At 77.5% G+C, this 861-nt stretch carries 1 pseudogene; it reads left to right on the top strand.

The window, feature by feature from the left end:
• Positions 1-861, top strand: a pseudogene (locus AE652_RS42300) (hypothetical protein); the annotation flags it as partial.

Here is an 861-nt window from a genome sequence, read left to right as displayed (position 1 = left end):
TGCGGACGGCCTGACTACACTGCCCCGCCATGGACCCCGCCGCCGTTCCCGGTCCAGAGCGCGGCGCCGAGCGCCGCCGTCGGCGCGGGCGGGCTCGGAGCCGCGCCGCGCGGACGGATCCTGGTCATCGAGGGCGGGTACGGAACGTCCGGCCGCCGCACCTGGGGCCGCGGCGGACCGACCCAGGCACCCGTGCTCTCGGCGATGCTCGCCGCCGTCTCGCCGCAGGTGCTGCTCGCCGCGGACGCGGTGGACGCCGTCCACCTCCCCGGCGCCGGGGACCCGCACACCGTCCTCGCCCACCTGCGCGCCGCCTCCCGGCACCCCGGACCGCTGCTGATCCACCTGGGCGGCCACGTCGTCGCCGACAAGCGTGGCGGGCAGCTCCAGCTGACCCTGCGCGACGCCAAGCAGGACGGCCTCCCCTGGCAGGCCGTCGCCGCCGAGCTGAGCCACCGTCCGGCCGAGTGGCAGACCCTCGTCATCGCCGACCTGAGCGCCGACCAGAACGCCTGGCCGTACCTCCAGGGCACCGTCTCGCCGCTCAGCGAGGGGATCCCGCTCTGGGCGGTGGTCAGCCCGGACCCGGAACAGATCGGCACCTTCACCCGCGCCCTGATCGAGGCGCTGCACGGCGGGCGGCCCGGCGCGGGCGAGGTGCTCGCGCCGGAGCAGCTGCGTCAGCAGGTGTACTCGGTGCTGCGGCCGGATGTGGTCATCCTGGCCACGCACGCCCCGGACCGGCCGTTCTTCCGCAACACCGCCCGTCGCGGCGAGGGCCTGCCGGCCGAGGTGGCGCCGCTGCCGACCGCCGGTACGGCGCCCTCCGACGCGCCGCCGCCCCCGGTGGCGCCGACGGCG

It is taken from the genome of Kitasatospora sp. MY 5-36 (assembly GCF_001182915.1).
In the GTDB taxonomy this organism is placed as follows: Bacteria; Actinomycetota; Actinomycetes; order Streptomycetales; family Streptomycetaceae; genus Kitasatospora.
The sequence above is the reverse complement of the archived record's forward strand: the minus strand, read 5'-3'. Positions and strand labels throughout refer to the sequence as shown.